Annotated in this window: 15 protein-coding genes and 1 pseudogene; 5 read left to right on the top strand and 11 right to left on the bottom strand. The window is 70.4% G+C overall.

Features of this window, described 5'->3' with window-relative positions:
• Positions 1-106 precede the first annotated feature (106 nt).
• Complete coding sequence (locus tag ACZ7L1_RS25255) at positions 107-1,513, bottom strand: NAD(P)/FAD-dependent oxidoreductase (RefSeq protein WP_471440287.1); 1,407 nt, start codon at positions 1,511-1,513, stop codon at positions 107-109.
• Positions 1,514-1,523: 10 nt separating this feature from the next.
• Positions 1,524-2,189 carry a rhomboid-like protein gene (locus ACZ7L1_RS25250; protein WP_471440286.1) on the bottom strand — a complete coding sequence of 222 codons (666 nt, stop codon included), beginning with the start codon at positions 2,187-2,189 and terminating at the stop codon, positions 1,524-1,526.
• A 103-nt stretch (positions 2,190-2,292) separates the two neighbouring features.
• Between ACZ7L1_RS25250 and ACZ7L1_RS25245 the strand changes: the two are divergent.
• The 3 genes and pseudogenes from ACZ7L1_RS25245 to ACZ7L1_RS25235 form a co-directional block, all read left to right on the top strand.
• Positions 2,293-2,397: pseudogene (locus ACZ7L1_RS25245) on the top strand (hydroxyurea phosphotransferase); the annotation flags it as partial.
• Between the two features lie 155 nt (positions 2,398-2,552).
• Positions 2,553-3,617, top strand: a complete 1,065-nt coding sequence (locus ACZ7L1_RS25240; protein WP_471440285.1) for a right-handed parallel beta-helix repeat-containing protein — start codon at positions 2,553-2,555, stop codon at positions 3,615-3,617.
• A gap of 46 nt (positions 3,618-3,663) precedes the next feature.
• On the top strand, positions 3,664-4,692 hold the full coding sequence (locus ACZ7L1_RS25235; protein WP_471440284.1) for a methyltransferase: 1,029 nt from the start codon (positions 3,664-3,666) through the stop codon (positions 4,690-4,692).
• A gap of 93 nt (positions 4,693-4,785) precedes the next feature.
• Here the strand turns inward: ACZ7L1_RS25235 and ACZ7L1_RS25230 are convergent, their stop codons facing one another.
• The 7 genes from ACZ7L1_RS25230 to ACZ7L1_RS25200 form a co-directional block, all read right to left on the bottom strand.
• The gene (locus ACZ7L1_RS25230; protein WP_468248427.1) at positions 4,786-5,118 is read right to left on the bottom strand and encodes a TcmI family type II polyketide cyclase; all 333 of its coding nucleotides are present in this window, start codon (positions 5,116-5,118) and stop codon (positions 4,786-4,788) included.
• Positions 5,119-5,121: 3 nt separating this feature from the next.
• Positions 5,122-5,622, bottom strand: a complete 501-nt coding sequence (locus tag ACZ7L1_RS25225) for an SRPBCC family protein (protein WP_471440283.1) — start codon at positions 5,620-5,622, stop codon at positions 5,122-5,124.
• A 1-nt stretch (position 5,623) separates the two neighbouring features.
• Entirely contained in the window at positions 5,624-5,881 is a 258-nt protein-coding gene (locus ACZ7L1_RS25220; RefSeq protein WP_471440282.1) for an acyl carrier protein, read from the bottom strand.
• An 83-nt stretch (positions 5,882-5,964) separates the two neighbouring features.
• Positions 5,965-7,209: a ketosynthase chain-length factor gene (locus ACZ7L1_RS25215; RefSeq protein WP_471440281.1), complete on the bottom strand. Its 1,245-nt coding sequence runs from the start codon at positions 7,207-7,209 to the stop codon at positions 5,965-5,967.
• Complete coding sequence (locus tag ACZ7L1_RS25210) at positions 7,206-8,474, bottom strand: beta-ketoacyl-[acyl-carrier-protein] synthase family protein (RefSeq protein WP_471440280.1); 1,269 nt, start codon at positions 8,472-8,474, stop codon at positions 7,206-7,208. The genes ACZ7L1_RS25215 and ACZ7L1_RS25210 overlap by 4 nt, the downstream gene beginning before the upstream one ends.
• Positions 8,471-8,932, bottom strand: a complete 462-nt coding sequence (locus ACZ7L1_RS25205) for a cupin domain-containing protein (RefSeq protein ID WP_471440279.1) — start codon at positions 8,930-8,932, stop codon at positions 8,471-8,473. Before ACZ7L1_RS25205 ends, ACZ7L1_RS25210 begins: the two co-directional genes overlap by 4 nt.
• Positions 8,933-8,994: 62 nt before the next feature.
• Positions 8,995-10,152 carry a SchA/CurD-like domain-containing protein gene (locus ACZ7L1_RS25200; RefSeq protein ID WP_471440278.1) on the bottom strand — a complete coding sequence of 386 codons (1,158 nt, stop codon included), beginning with the start codon at positions 10,150-10,152 and terminating at the stop codon, positions 8,995-8,997.
• 212 nt (positions 10,153-10,364) lie between these two features.
• Between ACZ7L1_RS25200 and ACZ7L1_RS25195 the strand changes: the two genes are divergently transcribed.
• Positions 10,365-12,020, top strand: coding sequence for an FAD-dependent oxidoreductase (locus ACZ7L1_RS25195; RefSeq protein ID WP_471440277.1), 1,656 nt, complete (start codon positions 10,365-10,367; stop codon positions 12,018-12,020).
• Positions 12,021-12,107: 87 nt separating this feature from the next.
• On the opposite strand, the gene ACZ7L1_RS25190 is transcribed toward ACZ7L1_RS25195, so the two are convergent.
• Both ACZ7L1_RS25190 and ACZ7L1_RS25185 read right to left on the bottom strand, forming a co-directional pair.
• Positions 12,108-12,557, bottom strand: coding sequence for a hypothetical protein (locus ACZ7L1_RS25190; protein WP_471440276.1), 450 nt, complete (start codon positions 12,555-12,557; stop codon positions 12,108-12,110).
• A gap of 53 nt (positions 12,558-12,610) precedes the next feature.
• Positions 12,611-13,897 (bottom strand): phage baseplate protein, encoded by a 1,287-nt coding sequence (locus ACZ7L1_RS25185; protein ID WP_471440275.1) that lies wholly within the window; start codon positions 13,895-13,897, stop codon positions 12,611-12,613.
• Between the two features lie 669 nt (positions 13,898-14,566).
• Between ACZ7L1_RS25185 and ACZ7L1_RS25180 the strand changes: the two genes are divergently transcribed.
• The gene (locus tag ACZ7L1_RS25180) at positions 14,567-15,520 is read left to right on the top strand and encodes a hypothetical protein (protein ID WP_471440274.1); all 954 of its coding nucleotides are present in this window, start codon (positions 14,567-14,569) and stop codon (positions 15,518-15,520) included.
• Positions 15,521-15,539 lie beyond the last annotated feature (19 nt).

The raw sequence follows: 15,539 nt of genomic DNA, 5'->3' as shown, positions 1-15,539 counted from the left end.
CGTACATGACACAAGCCCACAGCTTTGGGGAGACGGGAGCTGCGGGAGAAGCGCTTACGGGCAATCAGCGAGTAAAAACTTGTGGCTGAAAGACGCCGCAGGTGCGTCAGTGGCGTCCGGCGACCCGGTCGGCCAGTTGCGCCAGCCGTGAGGACTCGATGCCGGGCGCCGTCCGTTCACGCCGGTCCGCCGTGCGGTACGTGGCGTACAGGCCGTGCACGCCCAGCCAACGCAGCGGTTCCGGCTCCCACTTGCGCACCCGGTGGTTCACCCACGGCAGCGCCGTCAGCTCCGTCGGGCCCGCCTGACCCGAGTCCTGCTGGACCAGGTCGCGGAGCGTGCGGGCGGCGAGGTTGGTGGTGGCGACGCCCGAGCCGACGTAGCCGCCCGCCCAGCCGAGGCCTGTCGAGCGGTCCAGTGTGACCGTGGCGCACCAGTCGCGCGGCACACCCAGCACCCCCGACCAGGCGTGGGTCACCCCGATCCCGGCCAGCGAAGGGAAGAAACGGACCAGGATGTCGTACAGCGCCTCGACGGTGGCGGGCCGGGTGCGGCCGTCGTTGTCCGTGCGGGAGCCGAAGCGGTACGGGACACCGCGGCCGCCGAGCGCGATCCGGCCGTCGGCGGTGCGCTGGGCGTACATGTACGCGTGCGCCATGTCGCCCAGCGTCTCGCGCCCCTCCCAGCCGATCCGCTCCCACTGCGCTTCGGTGAGCGGCTCGGTGGCGATCATGGAGGAGTTCATCGGGAGCCAGGTGCGCCGCTGCCCCTTCAGGGAGGCGGTGAAGCCCTCCGTGCAGCGCAGGACGTACGGTGCGCGGACCGTGCCGTAGGGCGTCACGGCGTGCTTCGGGCGGATCTCGGTGACCGGGGTGTGCTCGTGGATCGTCACGCCGAGCGCCTCGACGGCCGCCGCGAGGCCCTTGACCAGCTTCACCGGGTGCAGCCTCGCCCCGTGCGGGGTCCAGGTGGAGCCGACCGCGTCCGCGATCCGGATCCGCTCGGCGGTCTGCCGGGCGCCGTACAGCTCGCGGTCCTTCTCGCCGTACGACAGCTCCTGCTCGTGGAACGCCTTGAGCCGGGCCAGCTGCGCGGGCGTGTACGCCACCTCCAGGACGCCGCCGGCGTGCACGTCCGCGTCGATGCCCTCCTCCTCGGTGACGCGGACGACCTCGGCGACCGTGTCGTTCATCGCCCTCTGCAGGCGGACGGCGGCCTCGTGGCCGTGCAGCTTCGCGTACCGGTCCCGGCCCGCGATGCCGTTGTAGAGCCAGCCGCCGTTGCGGCCGGAGGCGCCGTAGCCGCAGAACCTCTGCTCCAGGACCATGATCCGCAGGAAGGGCGCCGCCTTCTTCAGGTAGTAGGCGGCCCACAGGCCGGTGTAGCCACCGCCGACGATCACGACATCGGCGGTCGCGTCCCCGGCGAGGGGTTCCCGGGGCTCGGGGAGGCCGTCGTCGGCGTACCAGAAGGAGACGCCGCCGTTGACGACGCCATTCACCGCACTGTTCATGCGCGGGACGTTAACTCCTGAGAGCGACCAGTGTCTCCTTCGGATTCCATGGTTCTCCGCAGCCGCGGGTCAGCGGATAACAGGCCAGACCGATCAGCACCGAGATGAAATGCCCGAAATCCGTGAAGGTGGGGGTCGCGGTCAGGGGGAGGGCGTACACCAGGAGGACGACGGTCAGATACGCGTAGCTCCAGGGCACCGCGAGCCGGTAGGTGAGCACGCCGACCACCCCTGCCAGCGCGTAACTGACCCCGAAGTCGAGCGTGTTGACCGCCGAGTGCGGGGCCATCCCGTCCTTTATCGCCTGCAGCAGCGCGCCCTCGCTGACGAGCGTGGCGAGCACGTGCGCGGCGGCGCACACGGTCAGCCAGCGAACGGTGCCAAGCCAGCGCTCCGCCTGCGCGTGGAAGACCGTGTAGAGCGCGGCGTACGGCAGCCAGTGCCCGCCGTCGATCCACATCGCGGAGGTGATGAACACGCGCAGCGGGTCCTGGGACAGCTGGTGGATGTTGGTGGACCGATGCCGCAGGAAGCGCTCCTCGAAGTGCGGCGACATGTGGTGCAGCGCGATGGTGGTGAGGAACAGGACCAGCAGCCACACGTACGTCCCCGGGGCGCTGCGTATGTAGGCCGCCGCCGCCCCGAGGCCGCGCCGAAACCGCCTGACCCCGTCCACACAGGCCAGTATGGTCGGGAAGGTGATCGAGGTGCCTGGCGAGCTGGTCGCTTCTCAGGAGAAATTCAACCGGGAGGCGGGGCGCGCGTTCGTCGCGGAGCTGGCCTGGACGCTGGGCCGGGTGCTGCAGAACTGCCTGTGGGACATCGAGGACGGCCGGCCGCTGGCGCCGGTCCGGCTGGAGATCGGGCGCGCACTGCGCGGCTGACCGACGGCCCCGGGCAGCCGGTGCACGCCGGCGCGGTGACCGAAGCTTCGGGCGTACGCCGGCAGCGGCGGCACACCAGGGCGTCCGGCCTCGAGACACGCCCCCGTATGGCCGATCCGACATTCGGCGACTTATCCGGTCATAGCGTACCCAATATGACGAAACGCCATCTCGCCTACCTCGCGTGTGTCGCAGCGCTCGTCGCGTCGGGGTGCGGCGCCCTCGCCGACCCCCTCCCCGCAACTCCCAGCACCCGCACCGTGCGTCCGGGCGACTCGATCCAGAGGGCGGTGGACGCCGCCAAGCCGGGGGACACCATCCTCCTCTCCGCCGGCACCTACCACGAGAGCGTCCGGGTGAGCACCTCCGGGCTGACCCTGCGCGGCATGGGCCGCAGCACCGTGCTCCAACCGGCCGACGGAGTGACCTCGAACGCCTGCGCGAAGGCTGGCAACGGCATCTGCGTGGAGGGGACACGGGCCAACCCCGTCACGGACGTCACCGTCAGCTCCCTCGCCCTGTCCGGCTTCCCCAAGAGCGGCCTGTGGTCGACCTGGACGGACCGGCTGACCGTCCAACGGGTGACCTCCGAGAAGAACAAGGCGTGGGGCATCGCCCAGGACCATTCCACCCGCGGCGTGTTCCTGGACAACACCGCCCTGAACAACGGCGAGGCGGGCCTGTTCCTCGCCAACACGGTCGCCGCGGAGGGCGGGGCCACGGACGCCAAGGGCGCGGTGATCGCCCGCAACCATCTGCAGGGCAACCGGGTCGGCGTCACCGTCCGCCGCCTCAGACACCTCACCGTCACGGGCAACGACCTCACCGCCAACTGCGCGGCGCTCTTCCTCGTCGGGGACGAGAACACCCCGCGGGCCGGCGCCCTGACCGTGAGCGACAACCTCATCCACCAGAACAACAAGTACTGCCCGAAGACGGCACGGCTGCCCTTGCTGCAGGGCTCCGGCATCGTCCTGACCGGCGCCGAGGACACCCTGGTGACCCGGAACACCATCACGGACCACGCAGGCAAGTCCCCGCTGTCGGGCGGCATCGTGCTCTTCAAGAGCATGGTCGGCGCCACGAACGACCGCAACCAGATCACCGGCAACACGGTGCGGCGCAACACCCCGGCGGACCTCGTCAACGGGGACGTCGGCAAGGGCAACACCTTCCACGCCAACACCTGCGGGGCCTCCAAGCCCGCGGGACTGTGCTGACGGACCGGCCCCGCCGCCGTACGGACCCAGAGAGGAAAGGCAGCACATGACGACCGTAAGCCCTGCCCCGACGCCCTCCATGCAGCTGAGGGAACTCGTGTTCGGGGCGGCGTGCGCCGCCGCACTCCGCGCGGCGGCCCGCCTCGGGGTCGCCGACGCACTCGGAGAGCGCCCCATGGCCGTGGAGGACCTCGCGGCCGCGGTGAAGACCGAACCCCGACCCCTGCGGCGGCTGCTGCGCACCCTGACCTGCTACGGCGTCTTCGCCGAGCACGGGGACGGCACCTTCGCGCACACCGACACCTCCCGGCTGCTGCGCGAGAACGACCCCGGCAGCCTGCGCGCCATCACCCTGTGGTGCACCGAGCCCTGGACCTGGGACGCCTGGCCGCGGCTGGACGAGGCCGTGCGCACCGGCCGCGACGTCGTCCAGTCCCTGTACGGCAAGGAGTTCTTCACCTATCTGCACGAGGACGCCCCGGAGTCCGCCGAGGTCTTCAACCGCGCCATGACGACCTCCAGCGAGCAGTCCGCGCGGGAGGTCGCACACCTGCTCGACCTGTCGGGCAGTGCCTCCGTCGCGGACATCGGGGGCGGCCAGGGGCATGTGGTGGCGAGCCTGCTGGAGAAGTACCCGTCCATGCACGGCACCCTGCTAGACCTGCCACGCGTGGTGGACAACGCCGACCCCCGGCTGCGCGAGGGCGGCGCGCTCGCCGCCCGGGTGCGCATCGTGGCCGGCGACTGCCGCGAGGCCGTTCCGGTCCGGGCGGATGTGTACATCATCAAGAACATCCTGGAGTGGGACGACGACAGCACCGCGCGAACGCTGCGCAACGTCGCCACGGCGGGCGGGCCCGGGGCGCGCGTCGTGGTCATCGAGAACCTCGTCGACGACACGCCCTCGATGCGGTTCTCCACCGCCATGGACCTGCTGCTGCTCCTCAATGTGGGCGGGGCCAAGCACACCACGAAGAGCATGGCGGAACGGATCACCGCCGCGGGGCTCGTCATCGACTCGATCAGCCCGGTCAACCCCTACCTGCACGCGTTCGACTGCACGGTCCAGGGATGACCGCAGGGCCGAGGGCCCCTTCCTGACCGGTCCCGCCCGGGCCGCCGGGTCCGCGTTCGTCGCGGGCCCGGCGGCCGCAGGCCGTGGGGAGGGTCAGGCGCCGGCGTCCCGCTCCCAGAGGTAGAAGCGCTGCGCCATCGCGTCCTTCGGGGCACGCCAGGTCTCGGGGTCGTACGCGCTGACGTACGCCTGCAGCCGGTCGCTGAGGTCCCGGAACTCCGGGTGTTTGGTCACCTTGGCGATGGCGGGGCCGGGATCCCGGTCGGTCTCGACGAGGTGCATGTACACGTCATGGAACTGGAAGAGGCTGCGCCGGGTGACCCCGACGAGGTGCGGCAGCTCTCCCCGGTCGGACTCCGCGAACAGCTCGGCGATGCCCGGGGCCGATCCCGGCTTCATCTTGGCGACGATCAGGGCCTGGTACATCGGTCAGTCCTCCGTTCGGTTCAGTCCGCCCGGGCCGGTACGGATCGGTGCCCGGCGGCCGGCTTCCTGCTCGACGCGGTCCCGGATCAGGGCCATCTGCACCTTCGAGTTGCGGTTGATGTTGTCGGTCATCCAGGCGTCGTCGACCGGCGCCTGAGGCTTCATCGCGAAGTCCTGCGTCCACACCATCCGGGTGCCTTCGGGGACCTCCTCGTACTGCCAGCGGATGTTCATGTACGCGAAGGGCCCCGGCTCGACGCGGCGGGCCTTGACGCTGAGCGTGTCGCGATCCGTCTCCCGCTCCGAGACCCAGCTCCACACCGTGCCGTTCTCGTCGGGGTGCATGGTCAGCCGGAACGTGGTCCTGTTCCCCTCGCGGGACAGCACGTCCACGGAGGCGTACTCGCTGAACAGGTTCGGCCAGTTCTCCAGGTCGTTGGTCATGTCCCAGACCAGGTCCACCGGAGCGGCGATGGTGATGGCGTTCTCGGTGTGTCCGGCCATGTCAGGCTCCTGCCATGAGGGTGCTGTTGACGAGATCGAGGAACTGCCGCGGGGTCTTGCAGCGCTCCGCGTCGGGAGGCATGGGGGTGCCGTGCCGGTTCTCCAGTTCGCCCACGATGCCGAGCAGGCCGAGCGAGTCGATGCCGAGGGCGTCGAAGCCGGAGTCGCACCGCTGCTGCAACTCCTGCGGGGCGACGGTGACTCCGGCGGCCTTCTTCATCAGTTCGGACAGTTCTTCCAGGGTGATGCGGTCACTCATGCGGTTGCTCTCCTTTGCTCCAGGGGTGCCTCGCTACGAGGCGTCGCTTTGCCGGTCATTCGCCTTCGCGGGCTCACAGCGGCTCAGTGGGCCGCGCCGTGCCGCAGCACGAGCGCCGCGTTCGACCCCATGAGTCCCCGGCTGAGAACCAACGCCGTACGCAGCTCAGCGGCGCGGGCGCGGACGGTCACCAGGTCGAGGTCATGGCAGATGTCGACGACGTTGGGGGTGGGCGGGATCAGGCCGTGCTCCATGGCGAGCACCGCCGCCGCGACGTCCAGGACGGGCGCCGCGCAGTAGCTGCGGCCTATGCCCGTCTTGGGCGCCGTGACGGGCACCCGCCTGCCATGGGTTCCCAGGGCGTCGGCGATCGCCAGCGCCTCGGCACGGTCCGCCTCCGGTACGCCGAGCGCGTCGGCGAAGACGACGTCGATCTCCTCCGGGGCGCACCCCGCCTCGTTCAGGGCACCGCGGATCGCCTGGGCAAGTCCCTCCCGGGACAGCTCCCAGCGGGAGGCACCGGTGAACGTGGCCCCGTGCCCCGCCAGGGTGGCCCGCACGGGCACACCCCGCTCACGGGCCGCGCTCTGCTCCTCCACGACGAGCATCGCGCCGCCCTCGGCGGGCACGAACCCACAGGCTGCCTCGGTGAACGGCCGGTAGGCGCGCGCCGGGTCCTCGACGTAGCTCAGCTCCTCGTAGCCGAGCTGGCAGACCATCGAGTAGGGGGCCAGCGGAGCCTCGGTCGAACCGGCCACCATCACATCGGTGCCACGTCCCACGGCCCGCGCGGCGTGCGCCAGGGCGTCGAGCCCCCCGGCCTCGTCGGCGGCGACCACGGAGCAGGGCCCCTTGAAACCGCGGCGGATGGAGATCTGGCCGGTACTGGCGGCGTAGAACCAGGCGATGGACTGGTAGGGGCCGACGAAGCGGCTTCCCATGCTCCACAGCTTCTGTGTCTCCCGCTGCCCGAACTCGCCGCCGCCGGATCCGGCCGCGGTGACCACACCCAGGGAGAACGGCGAGCCGCGCTCCTCGGCGCTCCCGATCCGGGCGTCCGCCAGGGCGAGGTCGGCCGCGGCCATCGCGAAGTGCGTGTACCGGTCGGTCTGGACGAGGTACCGCTCCTCGACCACCGCCGACGGGTCGAAGGCACGTACCTCGCCGGCCACCTTCAGCGGCATGTGCCCGCACCCCTCGCGGGTGATGCGGTCCAGAACGCTGATGCCCTCCTTGGTGGACTTCCAGAAGGTGTCGGTACTCGTTCCGTTGGGCGCGACGACGCCGATTCCGGTGACGCCGGCGCGCCTGACGTGAGGTGCGCTCATCGTGTCCTCTCCCTTTGCCGGGTCAGGATCACCGCGGACTGGAAGCCGCCGAACCCGCTGCCCACGGAGAGCACGCTGTTCAGTCTCCGTTCGCGGGCGACACCTGGCACGTAGTCCAGGTCGCACTCGGGGTCGGGGGTCTCGTAGTTCGCGGTCGGCGGTACGACCTGCCGGTCCAGGGCCAGCACACAGGCCACGGTCTCGATTGCGCCGATCGCCCCGAGGGAGTGGCCCACCATGGACTTGATGGAACTCATCGGCGTGTCGTAGGCGTGATGGCCCAGGGCCCGCTTCACGGCCGCGGTCTCGTGGCGGTCGTTCTGCCGGGTGCCCGAACCGTGCGCGTTGACGTAGTCGATCGCCGAGCCGTCGAGACGGGCGTGGTCGAGCGCCACCTCGATGGCCCTGGCCATCTCCAGGCCCTCGCTGGTCAGTCCGGTCATGTGGTAGGCGTTGCCGAAGGTGGCGTAGCCGCTGATCTCGCAGTACACGCGCGCGCCACGGGCCCGGGCGTGCTCCAGCTCCTCCAGGACCAGCACCGCGCCACCCTCGCCCATGACGAAACCGTCGCGGTCGGCGTCGAAGGGGCGGGAGGCGTGTGCGGGGTCGTCGTTGTTCGGGGACGTGGCCTTGATCGCGTCGAAGCAGGCCATGGTGATCGGTGAGATCGGCGAGTCCGCAGCCCCCGCCACGCAGACGTCGGCCCGGCCCTCCTCCACGGTGTGGAACGCGTACCCGACCGCGTCGAGCCCCGAGGTGCAGCCCGTGGAAACGGTCTGCACCGGCCCATGCACGCCGAAGCGTTCCGCCACCATCGAGGCCAGCGTGCTCGGCGCGAACGCCCGGTGCAGATGCGGACCCGCCTCACGGTGGTCCACGTCCCAGCGCTGCCCGCGATGACTGACCAGGACGTAGTCGTGTTCCAGACGGGTGGTGGCGCCGACCGCGGTCCCCAGCGAGACCCCGACCCGCCAGGGGTTCTCCCGGGCGAGGTCGAGACCGGAGTCCCGTACGGCTTCCGCGCCCGCGGCCAGGGCGAACTGGACGTACCGGTCGGCACGTTCGATCTGCTCGGGATCCAGCCCATGGGCCAACGGGTCGAAGTCGCACTCGGCGGCGATCCGCGACCGGAGTCCGGTCGGGTCGAAGAAGGTGATGCCCCGCGTCGCGGTACGGCCGTTGGCGAGCAAATCCCAGAACGCCGGTACGCCGATACCGCCCGGTGCCACAACGCCTATACCGGTGACCGCCACGCGCCGGGTCATGAACGGACCTGACCTCGGTCGGCCGGCCGGGCACCGCCCGCCCCGACTCCCTCCGCCGCGACCGCCACGGCGTCGGTCTCCTCGGTGTCCACATGGCCGAGCTCCGGACGCGGGGCCAGGGGACCCAGATGGAAGACGACGCGGGCCTCCACATCCCCGACATTGCGGAAACGGTGCCGCATGTAGGCGGGGATCATGAGCCCCTGCTCGGGCCGCAGGGGATGAGGCTCACCGTCCAGGTCCACCTCGAGCTCCCCGCAGACCACATACACGAACTCCTCCGAGTACGGGTGGTAGTGCTCGGCGACGCGGTCACCGGGCTGCACGATGGCCACACCCATGAAGCCGCTGGTGGAGCCGACCGTGGCCGGGGTGAGCATGGCGCGCAGATCGCCACCGCGCCTGGTGTTGGGCTTGATCTCGCTGAGATCGACAGTTCTGGGGCAGGGTTTGTTCACGTCGTTTCCTCCGATGATGTGCTGCGTCGACTGGGGTCACGGCCCCCGGGCCACGGGGACGGTCAGGCCTCCGCCGACCGGCGGTCGGTGATGAGGTCCATCCGGGCGAACGGGAGGAAGGGCGCGAGATCGCCGCTCTTGAGTGCCGAACCGTCCGCTCCCACGGCACGGCCGTCGAGAAGGGTCGTCAGCTCGGCAGCCAGCCCGGAATCGGGAAGGCCCAGGGACAGAACAGGGTCCGCGTCCAGACCGCCCCGGATGTCGATCAGCCGCACCACGATGTCCTCACGCTGGAAGATGGTGCTGCCGCAGACCGGAGAGCGCGGGTCGTCCGCCTGCACCTCGTCCTGCTCCGCCAGCAGCCGGGCCAGCCGCATGCCACAGCCCTGACGGGCCGGGTAGAACAACGCGTGCCGCTTGGCCTCCGGACACTCCTGATCCGACGTCACATGGTGCACGGCCGGAACCGCCGCCAGCGTGAAGAAGACCCGGGCCGACTCCGGATCGTTGAGGTCCCGCTCCCGCTCGAGATACGGGTTGATGGCCTCCTCGACGGCCCGCACCGCCGGCTGCCGGGCCACATGCCGCAGGGCCGCCCCCAGATCGCCCTCCACCTCCACGGTCCGCACCACCCGGTTGCCGTGCATGAACAGCGTGGTCCGGCGCAGCCGCGTCGTGTCGTTGACCCGGGCCTCGGGCGGATCGTAGTTGGCGAGGATCTCGGCGACGGCCGCCTCACTGCCCGGCTTGACCGTGAAGGTCAGCGCATGACGGACCACACCGTTGCCGACCCGGGGGGACACCCGGAACCGGCGCGGCGCGGACCCGGCGGCCGGCGACCCCATGCCCGTCTCCCGCAGGATGTGGAAACGCAGCGACCTGGTGTCCCGGACACACCCGTGCAGCGGCCGCACCATCCGCATGTGCTCCTCGCTGTTCACCCACTCGAGGAAGGGCGGGGCGCTCTCCCACTCGCTGGTGATCAGCCACTGGGAGGGGTTCTCGATCGACTGGCAGAGCTGGTCGTTGAGATGCCCGGGGACGGACGCCATCTCGCTGCACATCTGTTCGTACGCTTCCAGGAACTGCTGCTGGGCTCCGTCGTACACGTCCACCAGCAACAGAACCCGCAGCGGGGAGCCGTCGAACACGGACTGGGAGACCCGTTTCGACACCTGCGACGTCAGCGGATCTGAAACACGTTCAGACGTAGTGGTCATGCTGCGCTCTTCTCCTTCGGCGGGGCAGAAGCCGACGACGGCCACAGGTGACGCGACGTCAGCGTTCCTCGATCGTGTTCCGGCCGCAGCGAACGCGCGACTCGTATGAACCACGCGGGTGATTGGCCACGCGGACGCACGCGGAGCCGCTCCCAGAGGGCATGGAAACTGCAGCGCGCCTCACAACCGCACCCCTGCCCCTGGAGGCACCGATGCACCAAGAAGCCGACCACCGGGTTCCGGTCCTCATCGTCGGCGGCTCCCTGGTGGGCCTGTCCATGTCCCTGTTCCTGGGCCGTCACGGCGTACGACACACCCTCGTCGAGCGCCACGCGGGAACCTCGATCCACCCGCGTGGACGCGGCAACAACGTACGGACGATGGAACTCTTCCGGGTGGCCGGCATCGAGCCGGACATCAAGACGGCGGCCTCGCTCCTCGCCGACAACCACGGCATCCTGCAGACCCCGACACTCGTCGGCGATGCCGGCGAATGGCTGTTCCGGCACATCGACCCGGGCGGCGGACTCGCCCGGTTCAGCCCCACCACCTGGTGCCTGTGCAGCCAGAACGACCTCGAGCCGGTCCTGCTGCGCAACGCCCGTGAACTCGGCGGCGACCTCAGGTACTTCCACGAGATGGAATCCTTCGAACAGGGCCCCGAAGGAGTGACCGCCGTCGTCCGCGACCGCGCCACCGCCGAGCGCTACACCGTCCGCGCGGACTACCTCGTCGCAGCGGACGGCCCGCGCAGCCCCGTCAGACACCGGCTCGGCATCGGGCAGACCGGAACCGGCGCCCTCTTCGCCAACGTCAGCGTCACCTTCCGCTCCAAACTGCTCGCCGACGTCGTCGGCGACCGGCGCTTCATCTGCTGCTACCTCACCGACCCCGACGCCGACGGCGCCCTGCTGCCCGTCGACAACGAAGAACGCTGGGTCTTCCACGCACCCTGGCACCCCGAGCGCGGCGAAACCCTCGAGGAGTTCACCGAGGAACGCCTCCGGCGCCACATCCGACGCGCCGTCGGATTCCCCGACCTCGACGTGGAGGTCACCGGAAAGGCGTCCTGGCACGCCGCCGAACGCGTCGCCGACCGATACGCGGCCGGCCGGGTCTTCCTCGCCGGCGACTCCGCCCACGAAATGTCCCCCACCGGCGCATTCGGCTCCAACACCGGCATCCAGGACGCCCACAACCTCGCCTGGAAACTGGCCGCCGTCCTCGGCGGCTGGGCCGGACCCGGCCTCCTGCAGAGCTACGACACCGAACGGCGCCCGGTCGCGATCGCGACCAGCGCCCGCGCCTCCGCCCGCTCCGTGGAACACAGCCACCCGGGCTTCTCCCCCGCGCCCGGAACGGTCGGCCAAGGCCCCAAGAGAGACATGCTCAACGTCGTCCTCGGCTACCGCTACCCCGAAGGCGCCCTCCTCGGCGCCGACCCCGCCCAGGCGGTCGTCCCCGAAACGATGCGACTGACCGGGGAGCCCGGCAGCCGCGCCCCCCACCTCTGGCTGCGCCGCTCCAGCGCCCGGCTGTCCACGCTCGACCTGTACGAACGCGCCATGGTCCTGCTCAGCGACGCCCGCTCCACGGCGGGGTGGCACGACGCGGCCCGCCGCATCGCGGTGACGGACGGCGTACGCCTCGAGACGTACCGCATCGGCACGGGACCGGACGCCGACCTGACGTACGACGAGGAGGAGGGAACCGGGCCCTGCGACTGGGCACGGGCGTACGGCACGACGACGGACGGAGCGGTCCTGGTGCGACCGGACGGGTTCGTGGCCTGGGGGGCACCGGGAGCCGTACCGGACCCGGTGGGCGCGCTGCGGGAGGTGCTGGCGGCGGTGCTCAGGCCGGCCTGAGCCCGCTCACCCGACGGGGGTGTGCCGGTGGTTCCGGACGGCTTCCCGCATCCGGAACCACCGGCGGAACAGCCAGCGGCGGAACAGCTAGCGCCAGATCGTCTGGATCGAGTCGAACTGGACCCAGGTGATCGGGTTGCCGCTGTTGGCGCCGTAGACGGTCACGGAGCCCGCGGTGTTCACCTCGAAGCGGCAGGCGTTGATGCCCTGGCTGTTGTTCCGGGGGGTCGTGGCGCGGACATACCAGGTGGGCAGCCCCATGGACGCCGGGAGGGTGGCGATCTTGGTGTCGGCGGTGAGGCTGCAGGTGATCGCGCCGCGGGCCTGGAGGAAGGTGGTGCCGAGGATGGTGACGATGCGGACCTGCGGCGTCGCGCCGGTCTGCGCGGTGATGCCGGGCTCCAGCACCAGATCGGTCCACGCGGTGGCGTCGACGGCGGCGGCAGCCGCGGGGGTGGCGGTGGCGACGGTGCCGACGGCGACGGCGGCGGGCAGGCCGAGAGCGGCACCGAGGATGCTACGGCGGTTGTAGGACATGGTCGTTGGTCTCCTTGACGAGGCCGGGTGCGGAATGGCTGAGGGTGGCGACTTCAGCGCCAGACGGCGCTGAAGTTGTCGAGCTGCGCCCAGGTGATGGCGTTGGCGGAGGTCCCGCCGAACAGGCGCAGCTGGCGGTCGGTGCCGGCCTCGGCCCGGGCGACGCAGTAGCCACCGCTGTTGTTGCGCGGGACGTTGCAACGGGTCTCCATGCTCGGGGAGAGCGTGTCGGGCAGTGTGCCGATGAACGCGTCGGCGTTGAAAGTGCCCTTGACCCCGCCGCTGAGCTGGAGCGTCGTGACGCCGCTGACGCTGATGAGCCGTCCCTTGGGGGCGTTCTGGTCGACGCTGACACCGGAGGCGAGGGGAATCGTCTGCCAGTCGGTGAGCACCTTGACGCCGTCGACCTCGGCTGCCCCGGAGAGCGACACGATGGTGCAGGTGCGCGGCCCGGGGTCCTCGCAGGCGAAACCGAAGTGGAGGTAGGGCACATCGCCCACCACTTCCACGGTCATGCCCTCCGGCTCGCGCCAGTCGAGGCCCGGCGCGGCGGTGATGAGCTGCCGGTCCAGGACGTTCCCGGTGGCCCACTCGACAGCGGTGATGTAGGTGTTGCCCGGCGGAGGGTTGTGCGGAGTGCTGGGCGGGGTGACGGTGCTGTCGTAGTGCTCCCCGTCGAGCAGGTAGAGAACGCCGCTGTGGGACGCGTATCCCTGGAAGACGCCCAGACCCGTGGGCTGGGCCAGGCGCTGGAGCGGCGTGAAGACGCCCGCCGCCGCCTGGGCCAGGTCGTACCGCTCGTAGTACATCGTGCCGCCGGTGCTGAACCGGACGATGAGCTCATTGGCGCTGCGGTCGATGGTGGGGGTGACGCCGCGGGCGCCCGTCACGGGCGTGTACGGCGTGGTGTGCAGGGAGGACCCGTAGTCCAGGACCGTCCCGGTCCGGAACTCGAAGTCGGTGATGGCGGTGCCGAAGCCCTCGTTGCTGCTGTTGGGCACGGATGCCGTCTCGGTCCACAGGCGGATGACGCCGCTGCGGTTCTCGACGCCGAGGTTGACACCGTGGCCGAATCCCCGCAGATACATGTACCCGACGATCGCGCCCGACCGGTTGAGGCGCGTCACGCACATGTCTCCATGGGCGAGCCGGTCAGCGCCGGAGACCGGTCCGGACTCCCCGCTGAGGGTCAGACCGCCCTCCATCACCTGGAGCACGAAGATGTCGCCGGACACCGGGTCGATGCCGAAAGACTGCATCACGGTGCTGTTCTTGAGCGGGCGCCGGTGGAGCAGCTTGCCCACCGGTCCCGCGATGTCTATCTGTCCTGCAACGGTCACGCGACGCCGCTCCTTCTCGCACGTTCCTGTGCTGTCATGTTCGGGGCGGCGCAAGTGTTGCATGATCATCGCGTTGAGCACGGAACCCCTCGGTTCGCTTCGCTCACGCACCGCACACACACAAACGGCCCCGGACAAGGAGTCCGAGGCCGACCGAGCGCCTACCCGGGAAGAAACCCCAGATCAGCGCGGTGTGCACAGAGCCCCCTGTCGGATTCGAACCGACGACCTTCGCTTTACAAGTTCGTTCTCCACCCGGCCGGGCCAGGGCACGCCTCGTGCACCGGTGCCGCACGCGACTGCTGGTTGCCGCCGCCGTCCGCGGTCGTTGATGTCAGCGGTGATGTCAGCGAAACGGCTCCGGCAGCGGGCAAGCCTCCTGCTGTCATTGATCAAGCGCACTCGCCGGTTGACCGACGGCGGGCGCGGCGTCCAGCCCGGCTCAAGGTGCCTGCCGGGCGGCCGGAGAACGGCGGGGCGGCCTGGCGGCCGGAGAGGTGAGCCGTCGCGCTGTTACACAGCGGTGACGGCTCCCGCATCGATCATGGTTATGTGATCAGTCACACTAACTGCATCGCACACCGCCAGGGCCGAAACCGGGGGGCCGGACGGAAAACCGCGGGGCGATCTCCTTGCTTCACCACTCTTGTCATCCCTGGGGGGATCACCATGTCTGCCGTGCTCGCGCGCCACCGCCTCACCTTCCGTGCCGCCGTCGCCACCGCCGCCCTCACCGGCGCCCTGCTCACGCCGGCCGTCGCCTTCGCCGCCGACGGCCGGTCCGGCACCGACACGCACTGCACCGCGACGCAGACCATCCCCTCCGCCTTCGGCGGCTGGACGGTCGACCTGACCAACAGCCTCTCGGCGGGCCCCAAGGCCGTGCTGAAGGACGACAAGGGCAAGACGGTGTCCACCGTGGACCGCGCCCACCCCGAGGACCTCGCCAACGGCCTCAAGATCAAGAACGCGGACACCACCTCCCCACTCTTCCTCGACCGCTCCCAGGGCGACCCGGCGCCGTGGCGCCAGACGCCGTTCCCGGCCCTGCCGAAGGACTGCGTGGGGACGGGCACGGGCAGCGGTTCCGGCACGGGTACGGGGTCCGGGTCGGGCGCCGGTACCGGCACCGTCACCGTCGTCGGCAAGTGCACCGTGATGCAGACCATCCCCGCCCGCTTCGGCGGCTGGACGGTCGACCTGACCAACAGCCTCCGTAAGGGACCCAAGGCCGTGCTGAGGGACGGCAAGGGCAAGGCGGTGTCCACCGTGGACCGCAACCGCCCGGAGGACACCGCCAACGGCCTGAAGATCGAGAAGGCCTACAGCGCCTCCCCGCTCTTCCTCGACAACAACCAGGGCGGCGACTCCCCCTGGCGCACGACGCCCTTCCCGAAGCTCCCCAAGGACTGCCTGAACACGGGCACCGGCACCGGTACGGGCACCACCCGGACCACCACGGCCACCCAGACCAAGGTCGTCCCCACCGGCGCCGTCGCCGCGGGCGCCGAGGGCACCGACAGCTCGCAGAACACCGTGCTGCTGGCGGGGGGAGCGGCCCTGGCCGCAGGCGGTGTGATCGGCCTCGGTTACGTGGTGCGCCGCCGCCGCGCGGGTGTCTGATCCCCCGTCACCACCGCAC

This window comes from Streptomyces sp. NPDC107546, from assembly GCF_055639175.1.
This window is presented reverse-complemented; position numbering and strand designations above follow the sequence as displayed.

What these genes read in the sequence shown, in the direction of transcription:
- ACZ7L1_RS25255 (WP_471440287.1), bottom strand. Translation starts at nt 1,513, where the DNA reads ATGAACAGTGCGGTGAATGGCGTCGTCAACGGCGGCGTCTCCTTCTGG.
- ACZ7L1_RS25240 (WP_471440285.1), top strand. Translation starts at nt 2,553, where the DNA reads ATGACGAAACGCCATCTCGCCTACCTCGCGTGTGTCGCAGCGCTCGTC.
- ACZ7L1_RS25235 (WP_471440284.1), top strand. Translation starts at nt 3,664, where the DNA reads ATGACGACCGTAAGCCCTGCCCCGACGCCCTCCATGCAGCTGAGGGAA.
- ACZ7L1_RS25230 (WP_468248427.1), bottom strand. Translation starts at nt 5,118, where the DNA reads ATGTACCAGGCCCTGATCGTCGCCAAGATGAAGCCGGGATCGGCCCCG.
- ACZ7L1_RS25225 (WP_471440283.1), bottom strand. Translation starts at nt 5,622, where the DNA reads ATGGCCGGACACACCGAGAACGCCATCACCATCGCCGCTCCGGTGGAC.
- ACZ7L1_RS25220 (WP_471440282.1), bottom strand. Translation starts at nt 5,881, where the DNA reads ATGAGTGACCGCATCACCCTGGAAGAACTGTCCGAACTGATGAAGAAG.
- ACZ7L1_RS25215 (WP_471440281.1), bottom strand. Translation starts at nt 7,209, where the DNA reads ATGAGCGCACCTCACGTCAGGCGCGCCGGCGTCACCGGAATCGGCGTC.
- ACZ7L1_RS25210 (WP_471440280.1), bottom strand. Translation starts at nt 8,474, where the DNA reads ATGACCCGGCGCGTGGCGGTCACCGGTATAGGCGTTGTGGCACCGGGC.
- ACZ7L1_RS25200 (WP_471440278.1), bottom strand. Translation starts at nt 10,152, where the DNA reads ATGACCACTACGTCTGAACGTGTTTCAGATCCGCTGACGTCGCAGGTG.
- ACZ7L1_RS25195 (WP_471440277.1), top strand. Translation starts at nt 10,365, where the DNA reads ATGCACCAAGAAGCCGACCACCGGGTTCCGGTCCTCATCGTCGGCGGC.
- ACZ7L1_RS25190 (WP_471440276.1), bottom strand. Translation starts at nt 12,557, where the DNA reads ATGTCCTACAACCGCCGTAGCATCCTCGGTGCCGCTCTCGGCCTGCCC.
- ACZ7L1_RS25180 (WP_471440274.1), top strand. Translation starts at nt 14,567, where the DNA reads ATGTCTGCCGTGCTCGCGCGCCACCGCCTCACCTTCCGTGCCGCCGTC.